The 23,235-nt window shown below is 36.0% G+C and carries 22 protein-coding genes; 10 read left to right on the top strand and 12 right to left on the bottom strand.

Annotation, left to right across the window (positions count from 1 at the left end; translation table 11 throughout):
• Positions 1–794 precede the first annotated feature (794 nt).
• Complete coding sequence (locus tag MKY60_RS01030) at positions 795–2,030, top strand: IS110 family transposase (RefSeq protein WP_340931056.1); 1,236 nt, start codon at positions 795–797, stop codon at positions 2,028–2,030.
• A gap of 490 nt (positions 2,031–2,520) precedes the next feature.
• On the opposite strand, the gene MKY60_RS01025 is transcribed toward MKY60_RS01030, so the two are convergent.
• Positions 2,521–2,724 (bottom strand): hypothetical protein, encoded by a 204-nt coding sequence (locus MKY60_RS01025; protein ID WP_241600669.1) that lies wholly within the window; start codon positions 2,722–2,724, stop codon positions 2,521–2,523.
• Positions 2,725–2,878: 154 nt separating this feature from the next.
• Here MKY60_RS01025 and MKY60_RS01020 point away from each other — a divergent pair, with 154 nt between their 5' ends.
• From MKY60_RS01020 to MKY60_RS01010, 3 genes are read left to right on the top strand one after another with little or no spacing between them, the layout of a single operon-like run.
• Positions 2,879–4,354 carry a spore germination protein gene (locus MKY60_RS01020; protein ID WP_241600668.1) on the top strand — a complete coding sequence of 492 codons (1,476 nt, stop codon included), beginning with the start codon at positions 2,879–2,881 and terminating at the stop codon, positions 4,352–4,354.
• A gap of 4 nt (positions 4,355–4,358) precedes the next feature.
• Complete coding sequence (locus MKY60_RS01015; protein ID WP_340928256.1) at positions 4,359–5,501, top strand: GerAB/ArcD/ProY family transporter; 1,143 nt, start codon at positions 4,359–4,361, stop codon at positions 5,499–5,501.
• Positions 5,476–6,570, top strand: a complete 1,095-nt coding sequence (locus MKY60_RS01010) for a Ger(x)C family spore germination protein (protein ID WP_340928255.1) — start codon at positions 5,476–5,478, stop codon at positions 6,568–6,570. Before MKY60_RS01015 ends, MKY60_RS01010 begins: the two co-directional genes overlap by 26 nt.
• A 1,448-nt stretch (positions 6,571–8,018) precedes the next feature.
• On the opposite strand, the gene MKY60_RS01005 is transcribed toward MKY60_RS01010, so the two are convergent.
• The 5 genes from MKY60_RS01005 to ltrA form a co-directional block, all read right to left on the bottom strand.
• Positions 8,019–8,315: a hypothetical protein gene (locus tag MKY60_RS01005; protein WP_269923044.1), complete on the bottom strand. Its 297-nt coding sequence runs from the start codon at positions 8,313–8,315 to the stop codon at positions 8,019–8,021.
• Between the two features lie 483 nt (positions 8,316–8,798).
• A complete protein-coding gene (locus MKY60_RS01000; RefSeq protein ID WP_340928252.1) occupies positions 8,799–8,996 on the bottom strand; it encodes a hypothetical protein in 198 nt (65 codons plus the stop codon).
• A gap of 176 nt (positions 8,997–9,172) precedes the next feature.
• Positions 9,173–10,126, bottom strand: a complete 954-nt coding sequence (locus tag MKY60_RS00995) for an SDR family NAD(P)-dependent oxidoreductase (protein WP_340928250.1) — start codon at positions 10,124–10,126, stop codon at positions 9,173–9,175.
• Positions 10,127–10,222: 96 nt separating this feature from the next.
• Positions 10,223–10,834 carry a TetR/AcrR family transcriptional regulator gene (locus MKY60_RS00990; RefSeq protein ID WP_340928249.1) on the bottom strand — a complete coding sequence of 204 codons (612 nt, stop codon included), beginning with the start codon at positions 10,832–10,834 and terminating at the stop codon, positions 10,223–10,225.
• A gap of 214 nt (positions 10,835–11,048) precedes the next feature.
• Positions 11,049–12,377 carry a group II intron reverse transcriptase/maturase gene (gene ltrA, locus MKY60_RS00985; RefSeq protein ID WP_340928248.1) on the bottom strand — a complete coding sequence of 443 codons (1,329 nt, stop codon included), beginning with the start codon at positions 12,375–12,377 and terminating at the stop codon, positions 11,049–11,051.
• A gap of 819 nt (positions 12,378–13,196) precedes the next feature.
• Between ltrA and MKY60_RS00980 the strand changes: the two genes are divergently transcribed.
• On the top strand, positions 13,197–14,432 hold the full coding sequence (locus MKY60_RS00980) for an IS110 family transposase (RefSeq protein WP_340931056.1): 1,236 nt from the start codon (positions 13,197–13,199) through the stop codon (positions 14,430–14,432).
• A gap of 134 nt (positions 14,433–14,566) precedes the next feature.
• On the opposite strand, the gene MKY60_RS00975 is transcribed toward MKY60_RS00980, so the two are convergent.
• Positions 14,567–14,818 (bottom strand): hypothetical protein, encoded by a 252-nt coding sequence (locus MKY60_RS00975; protein ID WP_241598222.1) that lies wholly within the window; start codon positions 14,816–14,818, stop codon positions 14,567–14,569.
• A 559-nt stretch (positions 14,819–15,377) separates the two neighbouring features.
• On the opposite strand from MKY60_RS00975, the gene MKY60_RS00970 reads away from it, so the two are divergent.
• From MKY60_RS00970 to MKY60_RS00960, 3 genes are read left to right on the top strand one after another with little or no spacing between them, the layout of a single operon-like run.
• Positions 15,378–16,025 (top strand): lysoplasmalogenase, encoded by a 648-nt coding sequence (locus MKY60_RS00970; protein ID WP_241600399.1) that lies wholly within the window; start codon positions 15,378–15,380, stop codon positions 16,023–16,025.
• Positions 16,026–16,061: 36 nt separating this feature from the next.
• Positions 16,062–17,288, top strand: coding sequence for a peptidase T (pepT, locus tag MKY60_RS00965; RefSeq protein ID WP_241600397.1), 1,227 nt, complete (start codon positions 16,062–16,064; stop codon positions 17,286–17,288).
• Between the two features lie 12 nt (positions 17,289–17,300).
• The gene (locus MKY60_RS00960; protein WP_241600396.1) at positions 17,301–18,266 is read left to right on the top strand and encodes a DMT family transporter; all 966 of its coding nucleotides are present in this window, start codon (positions 17,301–17,303) and stop codon (positions 18,264–18,266) included.
• Between the two features lie 48 nt (positions 18,267–18,314).
• Here the strand turns inward: MKY60_RS00960 and MKY60_RS00955 are convergent, their stop codons facing one another.
• A complete protein-coding gene (locus MKY60_RS00955) occupies positions 18,315–19,511 on the bottom strand; it encodes an NAD(P)-dependent malic enzyme (protein ID WP_241600414.1) in 1,197 nt (398 codons plus the stop codon).
• A 704-nt stretch (positions 19,512–20,215) separates the two neighbouring features.
• Between MKY60_RS00955 and MKY60_RS00950 the strand changes: the two genes are divergently transcribed.
• Positions 20,216–20,908, top strand: coding sequence for a hypothetical protein (locus tag MKY60_RS00950; protein ID WP_241600394.1), 693 nt, complete (start codon positions 20,216–20,218; stop codon positions 20,906–20,908).
• 79 nt (positions 20,909–20,987) lie between these two features.
• Positions 20,988–21,299 carry a DUF3243 domain-containing protein gene (locus MKY60_RS00945; RefSeq protein WP_090570057.1) on the top strand — a complete coding sequence of 104 codons (312 nt, stop codon included), beginning with the start codon at positions 20,988–20,990 and terminating at the stop codon, positions 21,297–21,299.
• A 302-nt stretch (positions 21,300–21,601) separates the two neighbouring features.
• Here MKY60_RS00945 and MKY60_RS00940 read toward each other — a convergent pair whose 3' ends face one another.
• The 4 genes from MKY60_RS00940 to MKY60_RS00930 all read right to left on the bottom strand — a co-directional run bounded on the left by MKY60_RS00940 (position 21,602) and on the right by MKY60_RS00930 (position 23,235).
• Entirely contained in the window at positions 21,602–21,955 is a 354-nt protein-coding gene (locus MKY60_RS00940) for a biotin transporter BioY (RefSeq protein ID WP_420877849.1), read from the bottom strand.
• Between the two features lie 5 nt (positions 21,956–21,960).
• Entirely contained in the window at positions 21,961–22,140 is a 180-nt protein-coding gene (locus tag MKY60_RS21150; protein ID WP_420877848.1) for a biotin transporter BioY, read from the bottom strand.
• Positions 22,141–22,303: 163 nt separating this feature from the next.
• Positions 22,304–22,690 (bottom strand): DnaJ family domain-containing protein, encoded by a 387-nt coding sequence (locus MKY60_RS00935; protein WP_090570066.1) that lies wholly within the window; start codon positions 22,688–22,690, stop codon positions 22,304–22,306.
• 89 nt (positions 22,691–22,779) lie between these two features.
• On the bottom strand, positions 22,780–23,235 hold the full coding sequence (locus tag MKY60_RS00930) for a PH domain-containing protein (RefSeq protein ID WP_340928245.1): 456 nt from the start codon (positions 23,233–23,235) through the stop codon (positions 22,780–22,782).

Raw genomic sequence — 23,235 nt, 5'->3', positions numbered from 1 at the left:
GTCCCTAGTAAGGGTGATAACTTGGTAGCAGCCTTTCCTCCGTCGGCATTACCCAACTTCATTGGTACTACGCTGCTATCCGACTCCCTACAACGGCATTTGGTTTCCTTGCTTATTATCGCTTGTACACCATACTCTTCTATAAGAAGAAAAGACCGGTAGGGTCTCCCGAGTTGCCGTATCATATCCATGTGTGACGTGCCAAGGTCTCTGACCCCAGAGAGGTTTTATCCTTCTTGCCTTTAGCGAAGGATAAAATGTAGCTTTCTACCGCAGTTAAGGCATCAGCCCTCTCGATTTACTAACATTATGGAGCTCAATCCCTTCAACCATTTGGCTTTCGGCCCGCCACCTAACTGTCTACGCTTAAAGGCTAATGTTACCATTAGCCCTCCAAGACTCGCTACGAGTGAATGGCTAGTTCTTTCTCGGCGGGAATCCCACCCGCTATATGATACGACCTAGGCTCGGCCGCACAACTGCTGCATTAGTTCAATAAGAAAAAAGGCTGTCTGCCGTCAGCCTTTTTCTGCTAAAGCACCCGTTCGTATTATAAGGTCAGCCAGATATTTCTGGTTGAACTTTTTTTATATCGATATATGATTGCGGTAGCCGGGGTAGAGCGTAAGCACCCGTGGGGCTAATGATCCCGTCAACTAAACAGTTCACCCCCTACTTGTAGAAACATGATTGAGGCTGGTTGGGACTCTGATCTCGTATAACAAGCGAAGCTATGATACTACATGGAGGAATAGGGGTTACCGGTTAATTGTATGACAAGGAGGAAAATAATGATGAATCCAGTAATTGGTCTGGATGTGGCAAAAGGTGAAAGTCAGGTTCAAGCATTCTTGGATAAAAAACAGCCGTATAAAAAGAGCTTTAAAGTAGCACACACACTCGAAGGACTGACAATTCTTTTAGAGTTTATTAGAGAAATAGAAGAGGCTTCTGGAGAAAGGCCCCCTATTGTTTTGGAATCTACTGGCCATTATCATACACCAGTTGTCCAATTTTTCGAAGACAGAGGGTATTTAATAATCATGGTTAATCCACTCGTTTCGTATCGAGCAAAGAGTTCCAGTTTACGTAAAGTAAAGACGGATATCATTGACGCTCGTCATCTCTGCGAGATGTTTTATAAAGAGGACCTAGAGCCTTGTAAACAACGTGGAATCCGGCTCTTAAATTTACGTAACCTGACTAGACAACATGAAAATATTACAGGTATGTACGTACAAACCAAACTACAATTCCAATCCGTTTTAGATCAAGTATTTCCTGAATACTGTGGAGTTTTTGGAGATCTGTATTCAGATGTATCCTTACTTTCCTTACAAGCATTTCCTACTTCAGAAGCAGTATTGGTAACGAGTGAAGAAACAATCGCCCAAAAAATAAAGGAATTCTGTAAAAGTCGTTCGCAAAAATGGGCGAACAGTCAGTCAGAAAAGTTGAAGGCTGCCGCAGATCGCAACCCGTTTCAGAAAACCTTATACAATAGTCATATCTTAAGCTTGAATATGTATATCAAAATGCTTCTGGAATACAAAAAATATCTATCCGATCTGGAAAAAGAGATAGATGCTTTAGCGAAAAGCATGGAAGAATATAAGATTCTCCAATCTATCCCCGGTATCGGCGAGAAAATCGCGGCAACGATTATTTCGGAGATTGGGGAAATTGATCGGTTTAATCACCCTAAAAAGCTAGTTGCCTTTGCAGGAATTGATCCAAGTATTTTTGAATCTGGTACATTCAAAGGTACTTTGAATCGGATTACCAAAAGAGGTTCTAGTAGACTACGACATTCCTTATATATGGCCGTTAAAAGTGCCATTCGTGATTGTCGCAAGAAGAAAACGACAGATAAACTCATTCCTCGAAATAAGAGGTTACGGGAGTTTTATGATAAGAAACGTGAAGAAGGTAAGCCCTTTAAAGTAGCTGTAATAGCATGTGCAAATAAGCTTTTACATTGGATTTATGCACTTTTAAAAAGCAAATCAAATTTCCAAGATCTGGCCTAGTTCGAAAATATAACTAAAGATCCTAAACCTTTCCAAACATAGAAGTTTGAAAGGTTATTTGGCATGCCCAAATTTAGTATAGCATGAACTTTTTCTATTTTTCATTAATAAATATTGACAAACTATTGGCTGGTTTAGTTGAACAAGGGGTGCCAATATTGTTTAGCCAATATATTGACTAATTTACTAATTTCCTTTTGGCATTCAATACTTTAATTTCATAAGAGTCAATATTAGATACAGAATTTAGTTCCTTAGAATGTAGGATTTCATTCACTGTCTCTTCAATTTCCATTGCTAACTATGTGCATCTTTATCTGAACCTTATATTGAAGTTTGAATGGTAATGGATTTTTGATACTCAGTATTTATATTTCCGAATACGTGTTTATATCTATGTCAACAATGGATTTAATTACATTTTTTGCAATGGAATCAATATCCTTTTTTACTGAATTAAAATATTCTTTATTCTCTTTAACTTTTACCTTCATTCTATTTCCGAGTTCGAACTTACTGTAAATTCCAAATTCCCATATTTATCATAATTTTTTTCAGTTACCGTATTCAATGTAGAAAATTGTAATTCTCGTTCTTTAGTAGATAAAGGTTCTGGTTCATCCTTATTCAACAGGCTAAATGATGCTATTCCCACTATAAGTATCCCATTAATAATCAATATCCTTTTTAACATATAATCCCTCCTGTTAAGAAGGTAAGGGTGTGCCTCTGCATCTTATTAATTTAGTTTCGTATATTTTAAACTTAAAAAGCTAACAATGGAATTAATATGGAATTTTACCGTTCTTCCAAAAATGCTTTTTTACATATAGAAGTGAGGAATGTACATGTTTTGGAAAAAACAATCAAATGAAAATAAGCCTGTTTCTCAATCAAACGCAGAATCAGAAATATCAATAGAGACTCTAAAAAAAGCCCTCGTTCAAATGGATGATGCGGAATTTGTGGAAATCAACATTTCTGAAAATCAAAATGTTGATCTTATCTACGTAAGAACTCTGATTGACCAAGAAAGATTAAATGAAAGCATTCTAAAACCTTTATCTAACTGTTCCAAACAATCCATTCAGGAATGCATTGTTCACTCAACAATAAATTCCATTTCCACTTTTAATGAGGCAAAAAAGCAGCTGTTTAAAGGATCTGTCTTGTTATTTGACTCTTCGTCAAACCTTTGGTTCGCTATCCCTTTAGAAAATCCACTTGGACGTGCAATTGAACCATCCGATACTGAAACCATCCTTTTAGGAGCAAAAGACAGCTTTAGTGAACAGCTAGAACAAAATATTACGCTCATTCGTAGACGTCTTCCAACACATGAACTGAAAACAGAGAAGTTCACCGTTGGTTCTTTAAGTGAGACAAATGTGGTCTTATTGTACATAGAAGGGCTGACCAATCCAGAATTTGTTTCAACCGCCAAAAAGAAGATTTCGGAAATTAATTATGATCTCTTCTTTGAATCTTCTCAAGTAGCTGCATTCATGGAGGAAAATCCAGACAGTATTTTTCCTCAGTTTCAGCAAACTGACCGACCTGATGTTGTTGCTTATTCTCTGGGGTTAGGAAAAATTACGATTTTGGTAGATAATACACCTTTTGCTCTAGTTGCCCCAATTACTATTTTTCATTTGTTCCAATCACCAGAGGATTATATTAATCGATGGGTAGTTGCCAGTTTTTTGCGCACCATGCGATATGTAAGTTTTATTCTATCTATCACATTGATCCCATTCTATGTGGCACTAACAACTCATCACTATCAAATGATTCCTTTACAAACACTTTTCGTCTTGGTGGAGTCAAGGAGCAAGCTTCCGTTCACACCTTTTTGGGAAGCGTTTATCATGTTGATTTTTATTGAAATTATAAAAGAAGCAAGTTTAAGGATGCCAACAAAGACTGGTCAAACGCTTGGGGTTATTGGGGGCATTGTAATTGGTCAAGCAGCAGTTGAGGCTGGTTTGGCAAGTAAGGTGTTAATTGTTATGGTAGGGATTTCAACTATCGGATCCTTTCTTGTTCCTAATTACCTTGTGACAAAGGCGAATTCAATGATTCAACTCATTCTTCTTGTATTTTCTTCGTTTCTTGGGATAGTAGGGATTGTTCTGGCAATGATTATCATTTTAGCACATCTTAATGGCTTGTCTTCACTCAAGCAGCCATATTTATCCCCTGTTACCCCTTTCTATGGAAAAGATTGGCTAGACCTATTCATTCGAGGTCCTTTAGTCAAAATGAAAGAGCGTCCAGCACATCTTAAACCACTGAAGAAGAAGAGATATCAAACTAGGAGATGAACTGATGGAAGCTCTTCAATTATTTAATAAGAATGAAACCTATAACGGGTTCTATGTCATGTTGATGGTAAATCGCCTCCAAATGCTTTACTTTTTTTTGATTATGCCAAGATTTTTAATCCATCCATATATGATTTGGGTGATTATAGTGGTCGGCATATTGTCTCAACTAAACATTCTTCTTTTATCCAAATGGTTTTTAACCCGGTTTTCTAGCGAGGGTTACAACGGATTTGTCCAATTATTCGGAAAAAAACTTGTACGTTTCCTCTCCTTCATCGGTTTGTTCTTTATCCTGCTTAAACTTTTCGTGATTGTGTTAGGATTCTCGGAAATGATACAAATATTTATGTTTCCAGCTACAGATTCAAATTGGCTTATTTTTTTTATAGTGTTGTCTTGTTTGTATGTAGCATGGAAGGGTGTTGAAAAAACTATACGTTTTGTTGTAATTTCATTTTTGTGTACATTTTGGATGTTCTTCTTCTTTGCCTATTTTTTCTTTCCTCCAATAGCTCAACTCAGTGATTTGTATCCGATTATTCCAATGGAATTAAGTTCGGATTCCTGGAAAGGAATATTATTAATTTTATCTTCATTTTCAGGGCCTGAATTTCTGGTATTTTTGGGACCGTGGTTTAAAACAAATAATAAAACATTTCGTTATTTGTCTTATGGGAATGCTCTAACCGTTATAGAGTATGTATCCTTATATTCGGCGTCCTTATTCTATTTTGGTTCCAATTATTTAAGCAAAAGTCCATTTCCAATTGTCACTATGGCCCGTTATTTTCAAAATCCAGTAATTGAACGTATTGATATGGTCATGCTTTCTTTGGAATTATTTAACATCGTCTTTGCGGGATCGATTTTTCTTCTGTTGTTTTATGGAGCATCTAAAATAGCTAATGGGAAAGTGGATAAACCATCCAGTCGAGTAGGCTTTTTATTCAGTGTATTCATTATTTTAATTGGAATGATTCTAATGAATGAATGGATTTGGAAGTCAGATGAAAAGCAGGTTATTTTACTTAATCTTCAAATTTTAGCAGGAAGCTTAAGTTATTTAATGGTTCCGATTATTATTATCGTAGCAATGAAAATAAAGGGGGTTAATAAACATGCCACTACAAAAGAAAATGGCTAAAAATTTTTCAATTTTATTCATTGCATTATGGTTAACTGGATGTGCCCCTTTTACCGAAAACAACATTATTGAAGAGCTTGCTCCAGTCACATTTTTATCACTTAGTAAAGGGGAAGAAGGTAAAATAAAAATCAGTACGATATTGCCTCCTCTAAGCAAAGAAAAAAAGAGTGTAATGACGCAAGAAGTAAGCTTAATGAAGGAGGGATTAATGGATTTTAATTTAAACTTCTACCAGGAAATGAAATCTGGGCAAATGCGAATGCTGATAATTAATGAAGACCTCGGAAAAGAGGGGATTATGTCCGTTATTAATGTGTTATTAAATGATCCGGATATTTCTTTGAGAATTTATTTAGTTATTGTAAAAGGAAATTTTGAAAAATACTTGGAAAATCAATTGGAGAAACAAGAAAATCTTGATTACTCCTTTTACCGAATGCTGAAGCATTATGAGGAAAAAAATCAGGGCGATATTAGTATTGTTAATCTACATGAATTTAAAAATTTGTTATATACTCCTTATTCAGATCCTTTCTTACCTGTATTCAAAATAGAAAGTGACGCAATCAGCTATGAAGGTACAGCCCTGTTTCAAAATGATAAGCTAGTTGAAATAATAACAAATTTTGATGATCGCATCTTCCAGCTGTTAAACAACGGTCACTACTTATCTGTTTTGCCGATCCCAGAATTAAAAGTTGTTCTAGGTCATGTTAGATCTAAAACGAAAGTGGATATTAATAAAAGCTTGTCTACAATGACCTATACCGTGAATATAGACTCAAGAATTGAAGAATACCGGGGAGAAAAGCAAATATTTGAACCAAAGGATTTAGAAGACTTGAAAAAAGAAATCCAATCCAATCTTGAAAAACAAACACAAGAACTAGTAAAAAAGATGCAAGAATTGACTGTAGATCCATTACAGCTAGGCATTCATACATTAAAACCATTTTCAAAATCAATGGATGAAAAAAAATGGATTGAACTATTCATGAAGATGGATATTAAGATTGATTATCAGCTTAATATTGAGCCTTTGACGGATTCAAACGCAAAAAGTTAATTATAATAAAAGAAAAAAGCGCACTCACTTGAGTGGTTAAGTCTTTTTAAAAAACTACAGATTGCTTATTAGAGAATAAAAAAGCGATTTAAATCCCACCTTAAAACCAAATAGAAAATACTATAAATGAAAAATCATTCTCGGTAAAGATTTGAGAAGGACCTTCAACAATAAGATTCCCTTTTACTGCACGTATTTTAAATTCGGCAGAGTTACAAGAAATGACGATCAAATAAGTCACGTCAAATACCTATGTATACATCATAGCTGCTAGATGTCCTGTCGAGCAAGCGAAGCGCAGTAGGAAAGAAGAACAATTTATAATCTAGGAAAAGAGCAATATGTGACAACTATCTTGACAAACACCAAGTTATTGTTTCACTATCTCGATTATTTCCGTATAAGTTACAGTGGCATAATTACTTAGTCGCTCACTTAATTCCTCGCCAAGATTTCTATATTCACTATTGCTTTTTCAGAAAGATTGCAAAATTTCTCTTCCAAACTTTCATAATGAGGTTCTTCACTTTTACTATTTTCTACCGCTAAAAATAATCTCCATATTTACTCGATATAATTTTTTTCTATTTCTGCGTATTCATGAGCTTCAACTTTTTCAAGCATTATCGTCAATCTATTTAAGTAGGTTTGAATATCACAAAAATAATTAAACAAAATTAAGAAATCGTTCCTTTTCTCGTCGTCCGTCGGAAAAATGTATTCTCCATAGGCTGATAAAACAGCATTCCCAATGTCATCGTTAGTTTACAATTCACTACGATTTACTTTAATTTTAATAACTAATTATTCTCCCCTAATTCTGATTTTTAAATTGAAGAAGCAATATCAAAAACTACATACATTTCAGGAATTTCTTAACGTACCACAACAACAACTTCCCGTAGCATAGTGATTTTTCAATAGTTGAGTCGTTGGTTTCTCGAAGAATTAGCTAATCCCTTATTCAACTAAACTGCTTCGTTAGTTTAAGTGTAACATTTCACATTGTATATAAAAATAGACCATCATTTTTGATGGTCTATGGTCATGTTTAACTAAAGCACCCGTTACTTTAAGATTAACATTTCACAAACTTTGATATTTTTAATAATTGTAGATAAAAAACCTACAACATTCCCCAGAATAAATTGGTTTGTGCCGTAAGGAAGAAAATAATTAACCCTATGGAAAGCACTTTGATTATTTGTTTTCGAGACTGATATAGAACAAAAATTGTGGCAATCCAGAGTAGAAACTCCAATATATTTCGGATATCAAAATACCAAAACCCAAATGCGAAAGCCTGTCTTGAAATAATCACAAATATTATAGATGAAATAGAAATAGAAATTATACCTTTCCCTTTTGCATACCAACATATAAGAGCAAAAAGAGGAGAAATACAAGTCATTATAATCCAAATCATCATATAAGATTTAGGAAAAAAACTAGCTACCTACCATACCTATGAAAAACAATAAAACATTTAAAGCAGATTGAACAGGCGATTTACTACACACAGATATCATTACCGCAAGGAAAATCCAAATCCCTATACGAGAAAAAAAGTTACTTAAATCAAACATTTCGAGAAGATAGGGTAAATAATTACTTGGGGTTGTGTCAAGTGCCTTCGAAACAACGCCTAAAATAACCCCTGCGATAAATATTAAAACCGAATATAAAAACTTCTTGGATAGCGATATTCTCGTTGGTCTACGAATCTCATTTAAAAAGTCTACCATATATTCCCTCCCGAAACATTGTTTCTCGGATTTTTACATTAGGTGAATACAATACATATTGTAACTTCTTGTTGAACTAAACTGCCCCGTTAGCCATCCATGAAGCGCAAAATCAGCGCTTCACCACAGAGAATGAAAATGTGAAAATCGGGTATAGGATACTACGGCTGGCGAAGAAGGTCGATCAACTATGGTGCCATTGAGCCCATCCGTTAGTCTGACTCCGACGACCACGGTGCATCACAGACTGTCGCACTCTATACGAGTAGCACTCATGGGAGATTAATCCTACTCTGGTTATTGCACCAGCCTGCCTTTATTCTTACAAGAATGGAGTTGATTCTTGATTTACCTTGCAACTTAATATAACTCCACTCTAAAGGCTCAGCCTTTTTTTAAAAAAGCTATTTCTGAGTCTCTTTTGTTATGCAATTTTGTTGATTTTGAACATTTTTTAATTTTCATGGGAGTTGAAGAAGTGTTTTACTCCTCAATTAACGTTGCAACATCATTTTCTACTTTAAAAATCAAGAAGTCATCATCTTCCTCTACAACTTCTTTTTCATATCTCATTTCTTTGTCGATAAGCATTTCAAAATAGTTTGTTTCCGTATTTAGTTCAAAGACTGGACATTGGTCAAATCTGACATCACCAATATATATTGCCCTAATTTTTTTCATCTAATGTCGTCTCCTTCTTGAAGTAAAGCACCCGTTACTTTAAGTACATTATTTCACAAAGTTCTCCTTTTATAGTTTATTTATAGGAATGCTGCCATATAGCGACATTAAAGAAAACGAATCATATTTTTATAATTATATAATTATCTTTATTCTAAATAACGTTAAGGCTAGTATTAAATATTCTTATTTAGACCAACAATGTTAGAACTCCAAGTCCATAGCTCTTTAGCACGATTAATGTCATAAGATTCCTTTGAAGAAGGTATTTCTTTTGACCCGTCAAAGTATACTCCACTAGTAGAGTATGGCTGATTCAATAGTAAATTGGCAAGATCAGATCCAGATTGTTGCGGGGTTCGTACACTTGAACGAAAGAATCGCATCAATGGTAGTACATTATTCCACATGAATTTAAGTAAAGGATGGTAATCTCTAGATAAACTAGATCCCCTTCCAGGCATCATTCCTGGATTAAATGCTACTACACTAATTAACCGATTGGCTTTCTCAATACGTCGAGCTAGCTCATAGCTAAAGTAAAGATTACATAGCTTTGAGGTTGTATACCGTGTTTGGCCTCTGTTTAATGATGACAGATTTGCTAATGATTCATCTGATTTTTGAGGATTTGCCATAATACTAGGGTGAAGATAAACTGGTGCTGGCATACCTGTTTTCATAAGTGGATCATGGGTATCACTGCTTACCACAAAAATTGATCCTTGATCTTGGATATGATCAAGTAATAATCGTACAAGCAAAAAATGCCCAAGATGATTAACTCCAAATGTCCCTTCTATTCCATCAACCGTAGCTTGAGTTCCATTTACAAATTGAAGACCTGCATTACAAATAATAGAATGCAAAGGTGGAAGATCAGCTTCAATGAATTGATGAACAAAATCATGTATAGATGAAATTGAGGCTAAATCCACTACCATTCCTGAAATATTTTGATTTCCTGTTGTTTGAATTAATTCTTGGGTTGCTAAATTCACTCTCTCTTTATTACGTGAAGCCAAAACGATTTGCCAATCTTTATTAGCCTTTGCAATTACTTTAGCACATTCATACCCTAATCCTGTATTTCCCCCTGTTATTATCACGGTCTTTCTTGCTTTATTCATTTTATTTTCCTCCTTACTAACGTCTATATAAAATACGATACAGTATCGTATCGTATTTTGTCAATAATATAACCTCGCTTTTTGCAAGGTTAAAGTTCAATTATTTTCTTTAATCCCATTAAGCACCATATCAATTCCAGCCCTTAAATGGGGTTGCAGGTCTGCTGAAGATGGCTTGAGTAAGAGTTGATAAATGATAAAACCAATTAAAAATTCGGATATTAGATCTAAATTTACATCCTTACGAATATTCTCTTCCTCAATATACTTTTGAAGCAAATTTGAAATTTCCTTTGTTTTAGGTAGGGAATGGTTTTCCCAATAAGATTCGGAAATCTTGGAATTACTTGATAATGTTGAAATTAGAAGGGAGAGCATTTGTTTACCCAGTGGATTATTCATTTGCTCTGCGAAATTTTGTGAAAGTTCGAATAAGATATCATCTAATTTCCCCTTGATAGAGATATTAAATTCAGGTTTTAACTGTTCCAGTGCGTCAAGGATTAAATCATCTTTACTTTTCCATCGGCGATAAATAGAACTCTTACCTACTTCAGCTTTAGTAGCAATAGTTTCTATACTAATTTTTTCAACACCTACTTCAGCTAGAAGATTAAGTGTTGCTTCAATGATACGCTTATCAACATCAATACTTCTTGGTCTTCCCCGTTGGAATGTTTTTTGAGAATCGCCACTATTAGTATTCACTAGTTTTTACCTTCTTTCATATGGATAATGATAACACATTATACCATAAGATAATTATAGATACTTTCATAGTGAAATGCTTCTCAATACTAAAATTGCTTCTTCAACTAGTCGAGTAGAGGGGAACCTCTCTACCTTACGGTAGATTGTGTTCCTCCCCCCTCACAGAACCGTGCTTGCGCTATTCACGCACACGGCTCCTCCTAGTCATCATTCACAAAATGTAGCTAATCTTCTTTCTTAAATCGTATATATTCACTTTAATTCTTGGTGAAGGTAACGGATATTTATGTAGAAAGAGATTGAATTTATCCCAAGTAAAGGATTTTCTTTGACTTCTTCTGTTGAGCCATTTAAAGAGTAAATATTGAATTTTGTCTCTAAATTGGTGAACACTTGGAGTATTATCTGTGATGCAATAGTAGTTGTAGTAACCTACAAGCGAGCGTTTAAATCTATCCATAATCATATGAATATCTTTATTTCGGTTACTCTTTATCCATTCTTTCGATTCCTTCAGTTTAGCCTGTAGCTTCTTCCTACTTGTTTTCCGTTTCACACGAAAATTTCCTTGTTTACTCTTCCCACAATAGTGTGTGAAACCGAGAAAATCAAAGGTTGCAGGTTTTCTATTCCCCGTTTGTTTTGCATCTTTCTCAGCAAATCTCCCGAAGGGAATAATTTTGGTTTTATCCTCCGCTACTTCTAAGTTAAACTTCTGTAATCTCAGCTTCAATGATTGAAAGAATTCCTGAGCTTCGCTCTTATATTGAAAGCAACAAACATAATCATCGGCATATCTAACTATGTATGCTTGTCCTTTACACTGTTTCCTAACTTCCTTCTCGAACCACAGGTCCAGGACATAATGGAGGTATAGATTGGCAAGTATCGGAGATATGACTCCACCTTGCGGTGTGCCTTTATCTGTCTTGTACTTCTTTCCTTCCTCCATGTATCCACCTTTAAGAAACCTACCAATTATTCTTAGTAAGTTAGGGTCAGCAATTCGCAGTTTTAAGAACTCCATCATCCATATGTGATCAACATTGTCAAAGAACCCTTTGATATCTACATCTACTATATAATTTACTGATTTCTTCTCAATATAATGATTTAATATTTTCAAAGCATCGTGGCAGTTACGATTGGGGCGGAACCCAAAAGAGCAGTCTAGAAAATCATTTTCATAGATCGCATTTAGTATTTTTGTAATGCCTTTCTGTACAATCTTATCTTCATGTTCCGGTATCCCCAACGGTCTTTTCTTGTTGGAGTTAAGCTTGGGAATATACATTCTCCTTACAGGAACAGGATGATAACCTTTACTTTTAAGCCTTCTTACTAAGTCCTCTATATTTCCCTCTAATGTTTCACTATATTGCTCTTTAGTTGTGCCATTAATCCCAGTTGCCTTCTTATTAGGTAATTCATGATGGCATTGAACTAGAGATTGCTTATTTAGTAAATGTGCAAGCGATGTAAATCTCATTCTCGGTTCAGATTTAGCTAATTCTGCTATCCTTAATAGTTTTGTTTCCATTTATTATTCCTACCTCCGTGTGTAGTAAATGTGTCCCTAGTAAGGGTGATAACTTGGTAGCAGCCTTTCCTCCGTCGGCATTACCCAACTTCATTGGTACTACGCTGCTATCCGACTCCCTACAACGGCATTTGGTTTCCTTGCTTATTATCGCTTGTACACCATACTCTTCTATAAGAAGAAAAGACCGGTAGGGTCTCCCGAGTTGCCGTATCATATCCATGTGTGACGTGCCAAGGTCTCTGACCCCAGAGAGGTTTTATCCTTCTTGCCTTTAGCGAAGGATAAAATGTAGCTTTCTACCGCAGTTAAGGCATCAGCCCTCTCGATTTACTAACATTATGGAGCTCAATCCCTTCAACCATTTGGCTTTCGGCCCGCCACCTAACTGTCTACGCTTAAAGGCTAATGTTACCATTAGCCCTCCAAGACTCGCTACGAGTGAATGGCTAGTTCTTTCTCGGCGGGAATCCCACCCGCTATATGATACGACCTAGGCTCGGCCGCACAACTGCTGCGTTAGTTCAATAAGAAAAAAGGCTTTACTCCTTCTGGAAGTAAAGCACCCGTTCGTATTATAAGGTCAGCCAGATATTTCTGGTTGAACTTTTTTTATATCGATATATGATTGCGGTAGCCGGGGTAGAGCGTAAGCACCCGTGGGGCTAATGATCCCGTCAACTAAACAGTTCACCCCCTACTTGTAGAAACATGATTGAGGCTGGTTGGGACTCTGATCTCGTATAACAAGCGAAGCTATGATACTACATGGAGGAATAGGGGTTACCGGTTAATTGTATGACAAGGAGGAAAATAATGATGAATCCAGTAATTGGTCTGGATGTGGCAAAAGGTGAAAGTCAGGTTCAAGCATTCTTGGATAAAAAACAGCCGTATAAAAAGAGCTTTAAAGTAGCACACACACTCGAAGGACTGACAATTCTTTTAGAGTTTATTAGAGAAATAGAAGAGGCTTCTGGAGAAAGGCCCCCTATTGTTTTGGAATCTACTGGCCATTATCATACACCAGTTGTCCAATTTTTCGAAGACAGAGGGTATTTAATAATCATGGTTAATCCACTCGTTTCGTATCGAGCAAAGAGTTCCAGTTTACGTAAAGTAAAGACGGATATCATTGACGCTCGTCATCTCTGCGAGATGTTTTATAAAGAGGACCTAGAGCCTTGTAAACAACGTGGAATCCGGCTCTTAAATTTACGTAACCTGACTAGACAACATGAAAATATTACAGGTATGTACGTACAAACCAAACTACAATTCCAATCCGTTTTAGATCAAGTATTTCCTGAATACTGTGGAGTTTTTGGAGATCTGTATTCAGATGTATCCTTACTTTCCTTACAAGCATTTCCTACTTCAGAAGCAGTATTGGTAACGAGTGAAGAAACAATCGCCCAAAAAATAAAGGAATTCTGTAAAAGTCGTTCGCAAAAATGGGCGAACAGTCAGTCAGAAAAGTTGAAGGCTGCCGCAGATCGCAACCCGTTTCAGAAAACCTTATACAATAGTCATATCTTAAGCTTGAATATGTATATCAAAATGCTTCTGGAATACAAAAAATATCTATCCGATCTGGAAAAAGAGATAGATGCTTTAGCGAAAAGCATGGAAGAATATAAGATTCTCCAATCTATCCCCGGTATCGGCGAGAAAATCGCGGCAACGATTATTTCGGAGATTGGGGAAATTGATCGGTTTAATCACCCTAAAAAGCTAGTTGCCTTTGCAGGAATTGATCCAAGTATTTTTGAATCTGGTACATTCAAAGGTACTTTGAATCGGATTACCAAAAGAGGTTCTAGTAGACTACGACATTCCTTATATATGGCCGTTAAAAGTGCCATTCGTGATTGTCGCAAGAAGAAAACGACAGATAAACTCATTCCTCGAAATAAGAGGTTACGGGAGTTTTATGATAAGAAACGTGAAGAAGGTAAGCCCTTTAAAGTAGCTGTAATAGCATGTGCAAATAAGCTTTTACATTGGATTTATGCACTTTTAAAAAGCAAATCAAATTTCCAAGATCTGGCCTAGTTCGAAAATATAACTAAAGATCCTAAACCTTTCCAAACATAGAAGTTTGAAAGGTTATTTGGCATGCCCAAATTTAGTATAGCATGAACTTTTTCTATTTTTCATTAATAAATATTGACAAACTATTGGCTGGTTTAGTTGACGAGTTTTATTATAATTCCGCATAAAACAGCTACTCCTACAAATGTGAATAGGTAAAGAAAAGGAGAATGAGAATTAACCTTACTAAAAACCACTTCACTTTGAAGTGTCTCTACATTATCCCAAGCACTTTCAAAATCTGGTTTATAATTTCTTGTTTTTATATAACCGACTAACATCATACCGAAAAAATAGACTACATGAATTACAATTGAACTAATAAATGCTTGAAGGAACAACATCATTTAGACACCACCTTTACAACCCCTTATCACCATAATAACCTATATGTCTTGTTCAACTAAACTGCCGCGTTAGTTTAAGTGTAAACCTTCACAAACTTTTTCTCATTTTAACATAAATATCCAGTTAAAGTGAATTTACTATTAACAGATATAGGGTAGGTGTCACCATACCATTTCACTATAAATCAACCTTTACCTTTAACATTGTCTAAAACATAAAACACGTATTTCGGTGGTTTTATACCCAATTATCCGATTATATAAAGTGGATCTAGTTGATTGGAGCGTAGAGCGGCGACTCCAGTGGGAACAGCACGAGCTGAAGACCCTGGACTGAGCAGCGCGAGGGAAGCGGCTGAAGCCGTGCCCACGGAAAGCATCCGCTCGCAGCGGAAATCAACGGCATATCTACATTATTAATTTTAAGGAACGGGCGTCTTTTACCCGGTTTTTCTTTAATTTGAAATTTGACCTGTATTTTAATCATATAAATTTGTAGAATGTGGAGGAAGTTTCACCTCCAGTAACGAATCATAAGAAAAGGGGAGTGTTTGTTTTTATGTGGAGTAAAATTATTGGGTTATTAATAGGAGTTATGGGAATCATTTATATTTTCTTCATACCAGGTGACCCTGTTTCAACGAAGATTCTTTTTAAGCTTATTCCGATGCTGCTTATTATTTTGTTTGCGTTTCTTCAACCCGTCGGAGAATCTAGAAAATATAAGACCCTTATTTTAATCGGTCTTACGGTATGTATGCTTGCTGACGGATTAATATATTGGTTTATAGTCGGACTTATCACATTTTTAATCGGTCATATTTGGTATATCTTTGCATTTAAACAAATTAAACAAACGTCTATTCCGAAATGGGCTATTGTATTACTCCTAGCATATGGGTTCGTAATGGTTATTTGGCTTGCAGGAACTCTTTTGTCACAAGGAGATACAATATTGGCATTTGCAGTCATTATTTATATTGCTGTTATTTTGATGATGGGATGGAATGCTTTTCAAACTGCCAATAAGTTCGCAATTATCGGTGCTATTTTATTTATATTTTCGGATTCTACACTCGCTATCAATAAATTCATAGTAGATGTCCCTTTCTCTGATGCTCTTATTATGATCTCCTATTACGGAGCGCAATTCATGTTTGCTCTTAGTATTCATTATTCCGTATCTCGAAAGAATCTGTTAAAATAAGAAGTAGCTTTTCAAATCGAAAGGAGATTTAATCTCATGAAAGAAACTTTAATCGAGCGTTTAGTACGCTACGCAAAAATAGATACACAATCAGATGCTTCAAGTAAAAACTGCCCATCTACTGAAGGTCAATGGGATTTACTTCATGAGCTTCAAAAAGAATTAGCAAATGTAGGATTAGAGGAAATTACATTAGACGAGAATGGGTATCTTTTCGCAACCTTACCTGCTAATACAGACAAAGATATACCAACTATTGGTTTCTTAGCTCATGTTGATACAGCTACAGATTACACAGGAAAAAATGTTAAGCCCCAGAGAATCGACAGTTATGACGGACAAGATATCACCCTAAATGAACAGACAATCATGACAGTTCAAGACTTCCCTGAATTAAAAAATTATGCTGGTCACACACTTTTAACTACAGACGGAACTACGCTTCTTGGTGCAGACGATAAAGCCGGAATTGCTATCATCATGACCGCAATGGAATATTTCATCCAACATCCAGAAGTAAAACACGGGAAAATTCGTGTTGCGTTCACACCTGACGAAGAAATCGGACGTGGTCCACATAAATTTGATGTGGAAAAATTTGGAGCAAAATTCGCTTATACAATGGATGGTGGCCCTTTAGGAGAATTACAATTTGAAAGCTTTAACGCAGCTGGTGCCAAGGTTATAACGAATGGTAAAAGTGTTCACCCAGGTTCTGCAAAGGACAAAATGGTGAACTCCATTACTATGGCTACAAAATTCCAATCTCATATGCCAATAGATGCTGTTCCTGAAAAAACGGACGGTTATGAAGGTTTTATACATTTGATGAATTTTACTGGAGACACGGAAAAAACAGAGCTTAGTTATATCATTCGGGATCATAATCGTGAAAAGTTCGAAGCAAAAAAACAATTGTTCATAGACACAGCAGAGAAGATTAAAGCAGAGTATGGCGAAAATGCTATAACTGTGGAACTAAACGATCAATATTACAATATGGGTGAAAAAATCACACCTGTAATGGAAATTGTAAATGTAGCAAAAGATGTGATGATTGCACTAGATATCGAACCACTTATTATTCCAGTCCGTGGTGGAACAGATGGCTCTCAGCTTTCCTATATGGGAATGCCTACACCTAACGTATTTACAGGTGGAGAAAACTATCATGGAAAATACGAGTTCATCTCTGTAGATGTCATGGAAAAATCAACCGAGGTAGTAAAAGGGATTATTCAATCGTTTGAAAAACAAGCTTAAGTTGGTGTGAATATGCGTGAAATATTACTAGGAGTTTTAGCTTCTTTGTTTTTTGCTGTTACCTTTATACTTAATCGTTCTATGGAAATATCGGGAGGGAGCTGGATTTGGAGCTCCTCCCTTCGATACTTTTTCATGTTGCCCTTTTTATTCTTCATTGTTTATTATCGAAAAGGTTTATCTACTACTTTCAAAGAAATAAAATCTGCTCCAGCCGCTTGGTTACTATGGAGCTTTGTAGGTTTTGTATTATTTTACGCACCACTCACTTTTGCAGCAGCATATGGACCTGGTTGGTTAATATCTGGTATGTGGCAATTCACGATTGTCGCAGGGGTTCTACTTGCACCATTATTTTTGATGAAAGTAGAAAACAGAGTCATTAAACAAAAAATCCCAGTCGTCTCACTATTTATTTCTCTCCTCATTTTAATAGGTATCATCCTTATACAAATTCCAAATACCGAATCAGTAAATTTGCAAATGTTTATTTTAGGGATTTTACCTGTACTGATTGCAGCATTCGCCTACCCTTTGGGTAATCGTAAAATGATGGGACATTTAAATGGACGTTTAGATACATTTCAGCGCGTTTTAGGAATGACTTTAGCGTCTATGCCAGCTTGGATTTTACTGGCGATTTACGCTGTATTCACTGTAGGCTTACCATCTTCAGGTCAAGTATTTCAATCCTTTATTGTAGCTATTAGCTCGGGAGTTATAGCTACTATATTGTTCTTCATGGCAACCGATCGGGTTCGAGATCATCAAGGTAAATTAGCAGCCGTAGAAGCAACACAGTCAACTGAAATCATTTTCGTTATTATTGGTGAAATGTTCTTATTGCATGTGCCTCTACCAACACCAATTGCTCTTATAGGACTCGGAATTATTATTTTAGGTATGTTCTTGCATAGTTACTACACGAAAATATTAAATGCAAAAGCTCTAACTGTACAAACAAAAACAGGGCAATAGAAAAGATAAAGTGGAGTGCCGTGAAAATTAGCGACACTCCATTTTAAATTAACCCTTTAACACCGGCTGATAAAGTAGAGACACTCCCGAAGAAATTGCTGCTTCACTTACTGCTGCAGCCACTACTTGAACCACTCTCTCATCTAAAGCTCTTGGAATGATGTAGTCATCTCTAAGTTCGTTTTCATCAACTAGCGATGCAATTGCCTCGACAGCAGCTAACTTCATACGCTCATTAATATCCGTTGCTCTTACATCTAGTGCTCCTCTGAATATCCCTGGAAAAGCCAACACATTATTTACTTGGTTTGGATAATCAGAGCGCCCAGTAGCTATCACTCTAACTCCCCATTCTTTTGCAAGTTCATATGAAACTTCCGGAGTAGGATTGGCAAGAGCAAAAATAATGGAGTCGTTATTCATTGATTGAACTAGATCTTTTGTAAGTAGTTTAGCTACGGATACACCGATAAATATATCCGATTTATCCATCGCATCTTTTAGCGAACCAGTTAAACCAAGTGGATTTGTTAAATTTGCGATTGATTGTTTAACAGGATTCATGCCTCGTTCTCGACCTTCATAAATAATTCCTGTTGAATCACACATAATAATATTAGTATATCCTAACTGAAGAAGTACTTTTAGAATTGCCATTCCCGCAGCACCAGCTCCATTAATCACAACTTTGACATTATTATTTGTTTTATTTACTAGTTTCATCGCATTTTTAAGCCCAGCACCTACGACAATCGCTGTCCCGTGTTGATCATCATGAAATACAGGTATATCTAGCTCCATGCGAAGTCGATCTTCTATTTCAAAACAACGTGGAGCCGAGATGTCTTCTAAGTTTATAGCACCAAAAGTTGGACTAAGTGCTTTTACGATCTGGACTATTTCATCTACATTTTTTGTGTCCAAACAAATCGGAAACGCGTCAACTCCAGCAAACCTTTTTAATAATATTGCTTTTCCTTCCATGACAGGTAAAGCAGCTCCTGGCCCAATATCACCGAGTCCTAATACGGCAGTACCATCAGTTACTACAGCAACTAAATTCCCTTTTGCAGTATAATCGTAAATAGTGGATGGATTGTTATGAATTTCAATACACGGTTCTGCAACACCTGGTGAGTAGGCCAAACTTAAATCCTCCATGCTATCCATTGGAACTTTAAAGACAACCTCCATCTTTCCCTTACTTTCACGATGCAATCGTAGCGCTCTTGATTTCAAATCCATCTTCACACCATCCCTTTCATATTTTCCCCTTTGATAAGGATTATTAGAGTTTCCACTCAACAATCTTTATATTCTGAAAATTATAGATATTCTTAAACTGGATGTCAATGGTTAATACTTAGTGAATATCTTCACAAATAAATTCCTATGATTATATTTTATTGGAAAATAAAGTTTAATTTTTAGGTGAGAATCAATAATCAAATTCATAAAAAATATTATATTGTGAAATCCAAACAACGCTAATTTCCGCTTTCGGCGAGCACGGCTTCAATCTCCTCGTAACTACGAAAACATAGCCTCCTGCGGTTACTCGTCGCAAAGACATTGGTCAAACAAATCTTTCTGCGAGCTTTCAGCAAGGGCTGTTCCCGCTAGAGTCGCCGCCTGCCACTCCAATCAACGGGATCATTGCATATTAAGTAAACATTGCATTTTTAAATGAAACAAGTAATTATGAAACTTACTCATGTAAATTTTAATTAAAAATTTGCACAAAAAAATCGGCAACCACTTTTTGGCTACCGACATAGTAATGCACTATCTCAACTTTGAGGGGGTTAAGGTGTGCCTTGCATCAGCTACAATTTGGAGAAAAGTCGCTGTTTAGAATTTCTCAATTAGGAGAAACTTTCTATATGGTAATGATAATCATTTTCAATTAAAAAGTCAACTATTTGTATAAAAAAATGTATACTACATGTATGACAATTTTATCGAATGACCAAATCCAACAACTAAATAACTACAGTGTTTATACTCAGGCTAATGGAACAACGCTTTTTCACGGTAATAACGTTGCTAACGCGCTCCCTACTATTAAGCTAATTTCTTCTGCACCTAATGAAACGGTTGCCGCTTCTTACTTTATGAGAAGAGTTGGCATGTTCATCTCTATGCAGTTTTACATGATGACTATGTATGATGAAATTTGGGATGGCCCGTTAGAACAGCTTCAGTTTTTTGGCACGACTGAATATGGAAATAAAACAATTAGTACATTTATTCCTCTAGAATACTTCCGAGATGTACAAGAAAATCGCGGAGTGGATATTCAGCTTATTTGGGAACTACAATGTTCTCCTATTATTCAACAGCTTCTTTCAGTATGCAGTATTTCTCCTCTTACTCTTTGGGAAAACGTTTTTGGATACTTGCTATGGCATTACTATATGTTTTTTGAAAATCCAGTGTTAGAAGAAAAAGCGAGACATGACTGGTATTTGTTAAAGGATCCATCAATTTGGAAGGCGTTTTCTTCAAAAGAATATTTACAATTTTATTTAAAAGACCAAAATCCTTCAGAGCTCATAAATACAACAGTCAGAACCACTTGTTGCTTTTCAAAGGATATACCTGGATTACAAAAATGTGGTTTTTGCCCACAAATAAAATAATTATATTAAAGAAATTATGCATGTTTGCTCACTCTTTGGACATACCTAAGAAGAGTTCAATAAAAAGGAGTGAGGAAGATTGGGAAACAATATAGATGAACGTGTCGAAGCTAAACTTGAAAGTATTGGTCAAGAAGAAAAAGAAGAAATTCTAAAAAACTTTTCTAGCTTTAAATCGTACTTATCTGGAAAAGTTGCAGCTGGCGAAAAAATGGGACTTAGTGATGAAACCTTAGCTAAAGCTACTGAAAAAGTAGCTGGTTATTTAGCTAACCATGAAGAACCGCGTAATCGAGAAGAACATGTTCTTCAACAATTATGGAAAAGTGGAGACAAAGAACAGCAACAAGCTCTTAGCCATATGCTTTTAAACATGGTTAAAAATGGCTAATACTCGCAAGGATGCAACTGGAAGGTTCCTCGACAATCCCGATGGTGTTCGCACCACCAAGGAAAGTTTGTTTGATATGCATGAGGACATGCAAACGGTGGATGCCCTACCTGTCGAGGATATAAATATTGAGTTTCTAGATGAAAAAGACCACAACCACACAAAAAATCGTTCACTCAGTTCAGAACGATACCCCAAATAAAAAAACGCTTGCTCCATCCACGCAGGAGCAAGTTTTTTTATGCGACGAGCTTTGCGCAGGAGCAAGTCTTTTTTATGCCACGAGCTTCTGTATTCTAACCTTATATAAGTTTTGCTGCTACCAGTCTTGTGCGAATAATAATGCCTATTAGTGAAGCAACAACTGCTTTTGCTAGGTCAGGAAGGACAAATGGTAGCATTCCACCTTTGAAAGCTGCACCCCAAGGAAGTTCAGCAGCTACCTTTAGCCAAATTGAGCCAAGTATTAATATGATAAATACAGCTAATATATTTGCAATAATTGCTTGTATCTTTGAATACTGAAATGTATCTAAATACCAGCCGACAAATAGAGCAGCTGGAATTATAGCTACAAGGTATCGACCTGTTGGTCCAAGTATAATACCAAATCCACCCTTCATTCCAGCAAATACCGGAATTCCAATTCCACCCATTAATACTATACACTTACAGCCAGTGTGCCATACTTCGCTCCTAATATGGTGGCCGTTAGCATTACCGCTATCGTCATTAATGTAAATGGTACTGGTGGCATATTAATCATAATTTGTGCAGCAACCGCTATGATTGCAGCAAACAATGCGGCTACAATCATCATTTTTAAACGATTATTTCTCATAGGTATTCCACCTCATTAATATAAGTGAACTTATTAATATTTTAAGTTAACTCATTTATATTTAGTTAGTAATGTAACTCTCGTCAATATAAATATTTGGGAGATGCTATAACTGGCGTTAAAAATGCATCACACTTCCCTGGGGAGTGTGATGCATTCATTATTACCATCTACTACTAGCATTATCTATTGTTTCTAATCTCACTGTTCCTTTCTGCAAAGGTGGTGGACAAGCTTTATTGTACTCCATTATTTTCTCATTCACTTTTGTCACTCTAAATTGTAAACCTTCTTTTTCACCAACTGTAAATTTTCGAGCAATCTCAGCCAATTCATCTTTTATCTCATGTTGCAGTTTTAACCAGTGGGGTTTAAAGCCTGCATCCTTCGCAATCTTTTGAAAGTGCTGAAAAATATCACCAGAGAAGTACTCTTCTGATATCGGCTTACCTGCTCCCTTTAAATTATCCATACCACCTGTTTTGGTGTACTCCTTTAAAATATCTCCTATCAAATCACTACTTGGCTTATTGAAGCTGTCATTATCCATAGTGCACCTCTCTCATGAATGATTGGTTCCATCTGGGAATGCGCTTGTAAATTATCCTATACGAAAGTGACTGTTGTATATTTGAGCCATCATGCTTTTCCATGATTAATATGTGCTGCTTTTTCTATTAATACTTTTACAAACTGTTCTTGATTGTCCGGGGAAATTATTATACTACCCATTAACGAGTGTTTATAATGAACTTCCAGCGCGTCCTTGGAAGACAAAATACGATATCCAACTAATATATTTGATGTTTTATTTACTTTGGTTATATCCTCATATCGTATTTTGCTACGAAATGGCCCCCCTTTGACATACAAATAATCATCGTAAAATGTGTATTGGATATCTATAAAAATCCAAAGGAGCATACCAGTTATTATTAAAAACATAGCAGTCATTATCCAAATAGCAGGATATTCAGGATTCTTTGTAAAAAACAACTCGTATACTACCGGCCATAACGTTGCAAACGCAATAATTATGAGTGCAACTACTAGCAAAATTATAAATGTCCGGTCCCTTTTTGAACGGAACGTCAT

This window comes from Psychrobacillus sp. FSL K6-1415 (assembly GCF_038003185.1).
Lineage (GTDB): Bacteria > Bacillota > Bacilli > Bacillales_A > Planococcaceae > Psychrobacillus > Psychrobacillus psychrodurans.
Note: the sequence above shows the minus strand (reverse complement) of the source record. Positions and strands in the feature narration are given on the sequence as shown.

Coding starts and splice junctions, on each gene's coding strand:
- MKY60_RS01030 (WP_340931056.1), top strand. CDS start 795: ATGAATCCAGTAATTGGTCTGGATGTGGCAAAAGGTGAAAGTCAGGTT.
- MKY60_RS01025 (WP_241600669.1), bottom strand. CDS start 2,724: ATGTTAAAAAGGATATTGATTATTAATGGGATACTTATAGTGGGAATA.
- MKY60_RS01020 (WP_241600668.1), top strand. CDS start 2,879: ATGTTTTGGAAAAAACAATCAAATGAAAATAAGCCTGTTTCTCAATCA.
- MKY60_RS01015 (WP_340928256.1), top strand. CDS start 4,359: ATGGAAGCTCTTCAATTATTTAATAAGAATGAAACCTATAACGGGTTC.
- MKY60_RS01010 (WP_340928255.1), top strand. CDS start 5,476: ATGCCACTACAAAAGAAAATGGCTAAAAATTTTTCAATTTTATTCATT.
- MKY60_RS01005 (WP_269923044.1), bottom strand. CDS start 8,315: ATGGTAGACTTTTTAAATGAGATTCGTAGACCAACGAGAATATCGCTA.
- MKY60_RS01000 (WP_340928252.1), bottom strand. CDS start 8,996: ATGAAAAAAATTAGGGCAATATATATTGGTGATGTCAGATTTGACCAA.
- MKY60_RS00995 (WP_340928250.1), bottom strand. CDS start 10,126: ATGAATAAAGCAAGAAAGACCGTGATAATAACAGGGGGAAATACAGGA.
- ltrA (WP_340928248.1), bottom strand. CDS start 12,377: ATGGAAACAAAACTATTAAGGATAGCAGAATTAGCTAAATCTGAACCG.
- MKY60_RS00980 (WP_340931056.1), top strand. CDS start 13,197: ATGAATCCAGTAATTGGTCTGGATGTGGCAAAAGGTGAAAGTCAGGTT.
- MKY60_RS00975 (WP_241598222.1), bottom strand. CDS start 14,818: ATGATGTTGTTCCTTCAAGCATTTATTAGTTCAATTGTAATTCATGTA.
- MKY60_RS00970 (WP_241600399.1), top strand. CDS start 15,378: ATGTGGAGTAAAATTATTGGGTTATTAATAGGAGTTATGGGAATCATT.
- pepT (WP_241600397.1), top strand. CDS start 16,062: ATGAAAGAAACTTTAATCGAGCGTTTAGTACGCTACGCAAAAATAGAT.
- MKY60_RS00960 (WP_241600396.1), top strand. CDS start 17,301: ATGCGTGAAATATTACTAGGAGTTTTAGCTTCTTTGTTTTTTGCTGTT.
- MKY60_RS00955 (WP_241600414.1), bottom strand. CDS start 19,511: ATGGATTTGAAATCAAGAGCGCTACGATTGCATCGTGAAAGTAAGGGA.
- MKY60_RS00950 (WP_241600394.1), top strand. CDS start 20,216: ATGACAATTTTATCGAATGACCAAATCCAACAACTAAATAACTACAGT.
- MKY60_RS00940 (WP_420877849.1), bottom strand. CDS start 21,955: ATGGGTGGAATTGGAATTCCGGTATTTGCTGGAATGAAGGGTGGATTT.
- MKY60_RS21150 (WP_420877848.1), bottom strand. CDS start 22,140: ATGAGAAATAATCGTTTAAAAATGATGATTGTAGCCGCATTGTTTGCT.
- MKY60_RS00935 (WP_090570066.1), bottom strand. CDS start 22,690: ATGGATAATGACAGCTTCAATAAGCCAAGTAGTGATTTGATAGGAGAT.
- MKY60_RS00930 (WP_340928245.1), bottom strand. CDS start 23,235: ATGACGTTCCGTTCAAAAAGGGACCGGACATTTATAATTTTGCTAGTA.